Raw genomic sequence first — 10,649 nt, 5'->3', positions numbered from 1 at the left:
ACATAATACCACTAAGTTTGCTTAAATACCCCTAATAGATAATGAGAAAGCTCTATATGAGTAGGGCTTTCTCTACTCTAAAACAATGGACTGAAAGAGTATGACTACTCAAAATAATAATAAACTTGATAACTTATCTCCTGAAAAACGTGCGTTGGTAGAAAAGCTTCTTGCCAAGAAAAAACAACAAAAGTTGGCTCAGATACAAGCCAGTAAAATTGCTGCTCCAGATAAGAGGCGAACCAAGGGGAAACTCTCTTTTTCTCAACAGAGACTGTGGTTACTTGATCAGTTGGAAGGGGGGAGTGCTCACTATAATATTCCCTCTGCGCTGCATATTCAGGGAAAACTCGATCTTGCAGCGCTGAAATCTGCATTTATACAAATTATCGATCGACACAGCGTTTTACGAACTCAGTATGTAAAACAGGGTGACGATGCTCAGCAAGTTGTTAAGCCTATGCCGGTAGAGTTCTGTTTTGAAGTGATGGATCGTAAGCAAAAGCTTACAAAGGTTATTAATGAACAAGGCATAAAAACGGCTATTTCGACAATAAGCGCAGAGCTTGAATTACGAACGGAATATGTTTTTGACTTGGAGCGAGATACTTCACTACGTTGTCATTTGTGGCAGTTGGATGAAGAAAATACCGTGCTATTGATACTGGTTCACCATATTGCCGCAGATGGTTGGTCGATGGGGGTGCTCACTGAGGAACTTAATCAACTTTATCGGCAGGCTGCTATGGGTGTTGAAGACACACTAAAACCCATCGATGTTCAATATCTAGATTATGCTCAGTGGCAACACGAATACTTAAGTGGGGAGGTTCTGGAGCGCCAGCTTACCTATTGGCAACACCAACTTTCTGACATGCCGAGTATACATAATTTACCAGTTGATAGAGCAAGGCCTAGTCTGCCGAGCTATAAGGGAGGTAATGTAAGTACTAGCATATCTATGAACTTAGCGTCGTCTTTTAAAGCTTTATGCAATGATTATGATGCTACCCTTTTTATGGGTGTGTATGGCGCTTTAAGTGTCCTGCTTTCTCGTTATAGTGGTGAACAAGATATCGTGATTGGCACAACAGCGGCAAACCGCGATCAAACGCAAGTCGAAAACTTGATTGGGTTCTTCGTTAATATGCTAGTGCTACGTCAGCAGCATGATGATGAAGCGAGCTTCGTTAACATTCTTACTCAAAGCAAGCGTATTGCACTTGAGGCATTTAACCATCAGCAAACCCCTTTTGAGAAGGTAGTTGAGCGAATCAATCCCGCTCGAGATATTAGCTACCATCCAATGTTCCAAGTTATGTTGGCAGTACAAAATAATCAATCTAGTGATCTAGATCTTGCTGGGTTGAGCTTTAGTGATGTAGAGATAAAGTCGAATAATGCCAAGTTCGACTTATCACTCAATGTTGAAGAGAATGAATTTGGCCTCAGCTTAAGTTGGGAATACAGCACAGACCTCTTTAACCGTGCCAGCATTGAGAACTTGGCAAATAGTTTTACGCTATTGCTTGAAGCCATGACTGAAAAACCTGAGTGTCCAGCGTTCTCGGTACCATTGGTTGACTCAAAAGCACGCGAGATGGAGCTCTACGCGCACAACCAGACCAAGCAAGATTACCCAAGGGATAAGTCAGTCGCAGATTTGTTTGAAGCACAAGCCTTGCTGACACCTGATGCGTCTGCGGCCACTTTTGATGGGGAAACATTAAGCTATCGCGAATTGAATAAGCGAGCCAATGCGTTAGCGCATGAGCTTCAATCTCGGGGTATTGGCAGCGATAATTTGGTTGGCGTTCATCTTCATCGCTCGATGTCGATGCTGGTGTCTTTGCTTGCAGTATTGAAATCAGGCGGCGCGTATGTGCCTTTAGACCCCAACTATCCACAAGAGCGTATACAAGGGATGTTAGCGCACAGTCAACCAAGTTTGGTTCTGTGTGATAAGGAATCTGAGCAAGCGATGACGTCCTACTCGGAGGCGGTATTGGTGGTTGAGCATCACCAATGGGCGAAGGGGGAGAGTGAGCTGGTTGTTCGTGACAGTGCGACTTCTCGCGATTTGGCGTATGTTATTTACACATCAGGTTCTACTGGTGAGCCTAAAGGCATTGCGGTTGAGCATCAATCGGTAGTGAACTTTTTGTGGTCGATGGCGAAAAAGCCCGGTCTGAGCGCAGAGGATACTTTACTCGCAGTGACCTCGATGTCGTTTGATATCCATGTGTTAGAGCTTTACTTGCCCTTGGTTCTGGGCGGGCATGTGGTGGTGGCATCGAGTGATGATGCACTGAATCCTTCCCAGTTAGCAGGTTTGCTGAGCGAGCATCAAGTGAGTGTGATGCAGGCAACGCCCTCGACATGGCAGATGTTGGTCAATGACAACTGGCAACCAGTTCAGCCTCTGCGCGCCATATGCGGTGGTGAAGCCATGCCAGAGAGTCTGAAGTCATCGTTACTCAGCCATGGCGTTATTGAGCTTTGGAACGTGTATGGTCCAACCGAAACAACGGTATGGTCATCGGTTAAAAGGATTGAAAAAGGCTCGACCATCACCTTAGGTCACCCGATTGGCAATACTCAGTTTTATGTGCTCAATGAGCAGCATCAACTGGTGCCAACAGGTGTTGCGGGTGAGCTGTATATTGCGGGTGAAGGGTTAGCGCGTGCCTACTTGCATCGTGATGATTTAACGGATGCGGCGTTTGTGGCTAACCCATTTTTTCCAGATGAACGCATGTACCGAGCGGGAGACCGAGTGCGCAGGTTGGCAGATGGTGAGCTGGAATACTTAGGTCGGACCGACCATCAAGTTAAGCTTCGCGGATTTAGGGTTGAGCTGGGGGCAGTTGATGCGGCGGCGCAAAGCCATAATAGTGTGAATCAAGTTGTGAGTGTGGTTCGTCAAGGCAGTGAGAATGGTGAGAGCCAATTGGTGACTTACGCTGTCATGAATTCAGAATGGCTTGAGCGAGTAGATGAAGCGCAAGGCCTGTTATATGAGCATCTGAAGGGGCAGTTGCCACACTATATGGTGCCATCCATTATCCAAGTACTAGACTCGATGCCACTGACGCCGAATGGAAAGATAAATCGTAAGGGGCTTCCTGAACCTACCGCGTTGAGTATGGGAGGGAATTACCAAGCGCCGGAAGGTAAGGTGGAAGTGAGTTTGTGTCAGCTTTGGTCAGAGGTGCTCAAACTGGATGCGTCGACCATCAGTCGTGATGCGAATTTCTTTGAAGTCGGTGGACAGTCTCTTAAAGCGATTCAGCTATTGAACGGCATAAAAGCGGTATTCAGTCTCGATATTTCAATGAAAGATGTTTTCATTTCCCCTAAGTTAAAAGATTTGGCAAAGTATATTGAGAATAAAGCGAACGTACCACTTGAGTCCAATTATCAATGTCTGCCAGTTGACCGAAGCCAGCCTTTACCGCTCACAGATATGCAGCAAATGCTTTGGATTATCGATCAGTTGGAAGGAGACAGCAGCCATTATAATATGCCTCTGGCGTTTCGTTGGAATGATGTTGTTGACCATAATGTGCTTAATAAAACCTTCATCGAAATCATCAATCGCCATGAGATTTTGCGTACGCGTTTCGAGCTGTTGGAAGGGGGATCTGTTCAGAAGGTAGGGAAAAAAATCACTACTTTTCCACTGTGCATTGATGATCTTCGTGGTCAGGATACGGAATCACAAGAAAAATTCATATCACAGTCGTTTGCTCAAGAAGCCCAGTTGGCGTTCAATTTGGGTGAAGATTTAATGCTCAGAGGGCGGCTCATTATCGAGCAAGACAAGAGCAGCGTATTACTTCTTACATTACACCACATTGCTGCTGATGGCTGGTCGCTTGATGTTTTGATGGAAGACTTCTCTGCCATCTATAACGCCTTGCAGCAAGGCCAAAGTCATAACCTAATGCCTTTACCATTGCAATATGGTGATTATGCTGTTTGGCAGAAGCAGTGGCTTACTGGTGAGAATATTGAAAGGCTTCGTTCATACTGGCAACAAGAGTTGCACTCGTTACCTATTGTTCACCGACTACCCCTAGATTACTCTCGTCCCCACCAACAAAAATTTGATGGAGGATTATTCGTTGGGCAGCTCCCGGCGGAGGATTTTGATAAGCTAACCCAACTTTGCCACTCTAAAGGCGTTACCCCCTTTATGGCAATTCATGCTGCACTCTCGGTTTTGATCGCGCGTTTGAGTGGTGAAAGTGACATTGTAATAGGCTCTCCAATCGCAAACCGAGAGCATCTAGATATTGTTGATAATATAGGCTTCTTTGCGAATACTTTAGTTTTTCGTAGTGATTTGAGTGCAAGTCCGACCTATCTTGAACTGCTTTCTCAGTCGAAGAAAAAAGCCTTGGATGCCTATGAGCATCAACAGATGCCATTTGAGCAGCTGGTCGAGCTTATTCAACCAGAGCGTAGCTTGGCACATTCTCCGCTTTTCCAGATCATGCTTACATACGCAAGCGGTGATTCCAAACCAAATAGTAATCAGTTCCTTGTACCACTGGATCAAAATCAAACGCATCATACGTCTAAGTTTGATCTCACTCTACATGTTGCAGAAGAGCAGGGCAGCGCAAGCCTTGGTTGGGAGTATGCGTCATCTTTATTTACCTCAGAGACCATCAGTAGAATAAACGAGACCTTTGTTACCTTGGTGTCTAATTTGGTGCAATCGCCAAGTCAAAGTGTTATGTCACATGAAATTGTTCCTGATGAAGATAAGGCGCTATTGGAAGAAGAGTTTAATGATACTGCCAAGCCTTACCCTGAGTTTGAAACCATTCATTCTCTATTCGAGCAACAAGTTGGTAGAAGCCCAAATTGTATCGCATTGACCTTTGAGGGTAACTCTCTGACATATAATGAGCTTAATAATAAAGCCAATGCGCTTGCTGCTAGCCTTCAATCGGCCAATGTTGGGCCTGATACATTAGTCGGTTTGTGTTGTTATCGCTCTCTAGAGATGGTGGTTGCTCTATTAGCCATTTTGAAGTCTGGAGGGGCTTATGTGCCTTTAGATCCTGATTATCCAACCGAGCGCCTTGAGAGTATGCTTGAAGATGCACAGCTTCAGGTAATTCTGACCAGTGATGCGACAACAAATAGAGTTTCAGCGGATCATTTACAAATAAATGTGGATACGTTCGATTTTTCTCATTCGGAATATCATTTTTCCAACCCAAAAAGTTCGGAACTGACTTCAAGTAACCTCGCTTATGTCATTTACACCTCTGGCTCGACGGGCAAGCCCAAAGGTGTGATGAATGAACACAAAGCCCTGGTTAACCGAATTCTATGGATGCAGCAAGAATTTACCCTTGATGAAACGGATAAAGTCTTGCAAAAAACTCCGTTTAGTTTTGATGTTTCAGTATGGGAGTTTTTCTGGCCTTTAATAGTAGGCGCAGAGCTTGTGATAGCGAGGCCAGAAGGCCATAAAGACGTAGATTACTTACTGAATGTCATTGAGCAGAGCCAAATTACTACACTGCATTTTGTACCGCCGATGTTGGCTATGTTTATGTTTGATGGTCGGTACCAAACCCAATCTAACTATTTAAGGCGTGTGTTTGCTAGTGGAGAAGCCCTGCCGTCAGAGCTAGCTAAAGAGTGGACAAGGCATCATCATGCTGAGTTACATAATCTTTACGGACCGACAGAAGCTGCCATAGATGTGTCATGGCATGCTTGTCAGGCTGATGCAGATTATATTAGCGTTCCGATTGGAAAGCCTATCAATAATATTCAACTCTATGTACTAAATAACGAATTGCAAATCGCGCCGATTGGAGTGGCAGGAGAGCTCTATATCGCTGGAGATGGTGTAGCAAGAGGGTATCTAAATCGCCCTGAGTTGACTAAAGAGAGATTTGTTGATAGTCCATTTTCATCTCAAAATGATGCGCGATTATATAAGACAGGAGATTTAGCTAAATGGAATCACCAAGGTGAAGTCGAGTATTTGGGTCGACTTGATCATCAAGTAAAAATTCGAGGGTTTAGAATTGAATTGGGTGAAATTGATTCCCAGTTGCAGAGACATCAAAATGTGTCGGAGTCAATTACAGTCGATATCGAGGGAGCAAACAGCTGGGATAAACAGTTGGTGAGCTATGTGGTCTCAACAGAATCAAAGTTTGAAGAGAACAAACTGACCGAAAGCTTAACAAAATATCTATCAGGTGTGCTCCCCGTCCATATGATACCCAGTCAAGTGATAGTGCTTGAGTCGTTACCACTGACGCCAAATGGAAAGGTAAATCGACAAGCTTTACCCCAGCCAAATTTTAGAGTTGAAACAATAGAATATTCAGCTCCTCGCTCAGGGAAAGAGAGTCAGTTAGCCAGCATTTGGAGTCAAGTTCTACAGGTAAAAGAAGATAGTATTAGTCGTACTGCTAACTTTTTTGATATCGGTGGACAATCACTTCGTGCAATTCAAACCTTGGCTTTGGTCAGGAAAGAGTTTGATGTGTCATTGTCTGTCAAACAGCTTTTTATGACTCCAATTTTGAGTGATTTTGCCAGATTAATATCACAGACTAATTTAGAGCAGGAAAAGACTGTGATTTCTCCAAGTCAGCGCAAGGGTTTATTACCCCTTACCCACATGCAGCATAGATTGTGGTTTATTGACCAAATGGAGGGCTCAAACGCCTATTACAACATTTGCCATACACTACAAACTAACGAAAAGCTTGATCCACAAAGATTAGCCAGTGCGTTAATTAAAGTTGTTGAACGCCATGAAATATTACGTTCTAGCTATTGCAATAAAGGTGATCAAGTTTGGCAGCAGGTTAATGCATCTCCGACGGCGTTTGCGATAAAGTATACAGATATTCGCCACTTAGATCTTTTATCTCAGCAACGGCAACTGAAGGTGATAGCCTACAATGAAGCAAATACTCCTTTTGACCTAAGAAGTGACATTTTGCTAAGAGCGCATTTGGTCGACTTGAGTGAAGTGAAGAGTGTTGTTGTATTGACTATGCATCATATTGCTTCTGATGGTTGGTCTTTGGGGGTGTTGCACTATGAAATTGAACACTATTATTCTGAAGATAAGCCAGAGATATTGACTCTGGAAATACAATATGGTGATTATGCCAATTGGTTGCAACAACCAATTGCAAAATCACAACTTGATGAGCACCTTGCATACTGGAGCCACAAACTAGCTGGAGTCCCACAGGTTCATTCGTTACCACTTGACCGAGTGAGGCCCAAATCGCAATCTTATAATGGCCAGTTGTTGAAATCTGAACTAGATGATAGGACTTCATCGGCGTTTAAAAAATTATGCAAGCAACATGGCTCGACAGTGTTTATGGGGTTTCATGCGGCATTAAGTATTTTGGTCAGTCGTTTGAGTAATCAACAAGATATTGTGATTGCTACTCCTGTGGCCAACCGTGAACATTCTGAGCTCTCTCCATTAATAGGATTTTTCGCCAATACGCTACCATTGAGAAGTCGGCTTGATGACACTATGACCTTTAACGACATGATTCAGCAATCCAAGCAAACCGCATTGGAGGCTTATGATCATCAGCAAGTACCTTTTGAAAAAATTGTCGATAACTTACAGCCTGAACGTAACCTAAGTCACCACCCTATATTTCAAATTATGCTTTCTGTAACCGATGAGGAAAGAGCCCAAGGTGGCCGTAATCGATTTACTACACTTGACTTGACCGATGAGCATTCCGTTGTTTCTAAGTTTGATCTGACGCTACATGTTATTGAAAGAGAGCAAGACATTTTCTTAGCTTGGGAATTTTGTAGTGATTTGTTTGAAAAGTCGACCATCGAAAGGTTCAACAAAACATTTACAACCTTGCTTCACGAAATGTTGGCTTCACCGGCAAGCAATATTTATACATTACCATTACTTAGCAAAGCGGAATGCCAGAACTGGTTGTTTGATTGCAATAATACCCAAACCGTACTCCCAGAGGTAAGTAGTTACTTGTCGTTATTTGAGGAACAAGTGCTCAAACATCCGAGCCAAATTGCAGCTCGATTTGGTGATCAGTGTCTGTCATATTTAGAATTGAGCCAAGCCTCTGATAGGTTAGCAAAACGTATCGTAGCGCGGGGAGTGTTGCCTGAACAGCTCGTGGGAATCTATCTAGATCGGTCTTTGGAAATGCTGATCTCTATGATGGCGATAAGCAAAGCTGGGTGTGGATATGTGCCACTAGATCCTCGTTACCCCCATGATCGTATTCAGTATATGGTTGAAGATGCTCAGCCTAGTTTAATTGTGACGGTGCAGAGTCTATCAGAGCAGTTGGTTATCTCGACCTCGAAACTCTGTTTGGATTCTGAATCATCTGGTATTGAAGCGACTCAAGTATTACCTGAGATAAGTCGAAATCAGCTAGCGTATGTTATCTACACATCCGGTTCGACAGGTAAGCCGAAAGGGATTGCCATTGAGCACGGTTCTTTGCTGAACTTTTTATTTTCAATGCAAGGTATGCCCGGAATAAAGCAAGCAGATAATCAGCTCGCAGTGACCTCTATGTCTTTTGACATTCATACTCTGGAGCTATTTTTACCATTAATTTCTGGATCACAAGTTGTTATTGCAAGTACAGAAGCGACTATGGATGCAGAAATGTTGGCAGACCTTATCCAGCATGAAAGTATTACTATGATGCAGGCGACACCTGCAACATGGCAAATGTTACTCAATAATGGATGGCAGCCTAGCACGAAACTAAAGATGTTGTGTGGTGGTGAAGCGATGAATATGGCGGTAAAAACAGGCCTATTAGTGACCGATCAGCATCAGCTTTTTGATATGTATGGACCAACAGAAACCAGTGTGTGGTCTGGCGTCAAACAAGTGCAAAAGTCTGACGTTTTGGGTGTGATCGGCGGCCCTATCGCCAATACGCAGTTTTATGTGTTGAATCAGCACATGCAGCCTGTTCCTCAAGGTATTGGTGGCGAGCTGTATATTGGTGGTTTGGGGCTTGCTCGTGAGTATTTAAACCGACCTGAACTTACTAAAGAGTCCTTCGTCAGTCTCGATATTGGAGGTAAAAAGCGTCGTTTGTACCGAACAGGCGATCAAGTTCGTTGGTTAAACAATCACTCTCTTGGTTATATGGGCCGTTTGGATACACAGGTGAAAATTCGTGGATTTAGAGTTGAATTGGGAGAAATAGAGTCTCAGCTTCTGAAAAACTCTTGGGTTAGTGAAGCGGTGACTTGTGTACAAACAGCTAGCAGTGAGAATGAACTGAGTTTGATAAGTTACGTGGTAATCAACCAGTCTGATTATTTAGAAGGCCAGCAACAATGGAAAGCAATAAGACAAGGTATTTATCACGACCTTCGAACTAACTTACCTCACTATATGGTGCCTTCTACTATTGTCGAAATCCAAGCCATGCCTCTAACTCCAAATGGTAAAGTTGACCGTAAATCGCTGATGAAAAGAGAGCTTGATATTGCTCAAGTTAACTATGAACAACCAGTTGGTGATATCGAGCTGAAGTTAGCTGCTATTTGGCAGCAGTTAGTGAAACCTTTAGCACCTATAAGCCGTAATGCGCAATTCTTTGAGATTGGTGGGCAGTCATTATTGATTATGTCGATGATCAACAAAGTGCAGGAAAAATTCGCTATTAAATTGTCAGTAAAAGAGGTTTTCTCTACGCCAGTTTTATCGGACCTAGCGGTTTGTATTGCAGATAAAATATGTAATTTTGAGCCCAATGTGGTTTCAGAGAGCATAGTATCATTTAGCGAAGGTGCTGAGTATGACATCTATTGTTTTCCTGGTTTAGCGGGTATGTCGATGGCTTACGCTCCATTGGCAAACATTTTAAGGGGGAAAGTGAACATACACGCGTTTGATGCTCCAGGAATGTTTGGCCATAGTGAACCTAGTCACCATTTCGAGGAAATGGTGACTAGGTATGTGCAAGAGATCAAAGATAACCAGCCTCGAGAGCCGATCTATCTAGTAGGTCACTCTTTTGGAGGACGAGTAGCTTTTGAGGTTATGCGTAAATTAGAAGCTGGGGACAAAACAGTCAAACTCATTTTTCTCGATACTATTTTAACTGACCAGAACTTTGAAGATGGCAGTGCTGTTCCGAGCGAAATGGAAATAAAAATGTCTTTTATAACTGGTATATCGAACTGGCTAGGTCTAGATCTGCCTATTTCGCCATACTCTGAGGCATTTGATATAGATGAGGTATCTGACTTTATTGCACATGAGTTGGCAATACAGGGGTTTTGCCATCAAGGCGGCTTTTCGATTGATGGATTTTGGCAGGTTTATAAGCAGCAAGAAATGATGAATCGTAGCTATACCCCTTCTGGCCAATGTGTCGGTGATCTCCACCTGCTGTGCTGTGAAGAAACGATGCCATATATACAAGAGATACTAGGTGCGAATTCACTGTACTCTACACGGGACATTCACAGTACGATAGTGGCTGGAGAACATAACTCCATGTTGCAAGCAAATAATGTTGCAGGTATTGCAGATTATTTGTTGTCTCTTATTGCTGTCTCTGAAGCTTAGTCGTCATTTGATAGTTCCCCCCGCTTAAATGGTGGGGGGA

At 43.3% G+C, this 10,649-nt stretch carries 1 protein-coding gene; it reads left to right on the top strand.

All coding sequences use genetic code 11. The annotated features are described in order from the left end of the window. Positions 1–100 precede the first annotated feature (100 nt). A complete protein-coding gene (locus OCV27_RS20050; protein WP_125320986.1) occupies positions 101–10,609 on the top strand; it encodes a non-ribosomal peptide synthetase in 10,509 nt (3,502 codons plus the stop codon). Positions 10,610–10,649 lie beyond the last annotated feature (40 nt).

Origin of the sequence: Vibrio pectenicida (assembly GCA_024347015.1) — a bacterium.
GTDB classification, from domain to species: Bacteria; Pseudomonadota; Gammaproteobacteria; order Enterobacterales; family Vibrionaceae; genus Vibrio; species Vibrio pectenicida.
The sequence above is the reverse complement of the archived record's forward strand: the minus strand, read 5'-3'. Positions and strand labels throughout refer to the sequence as shown.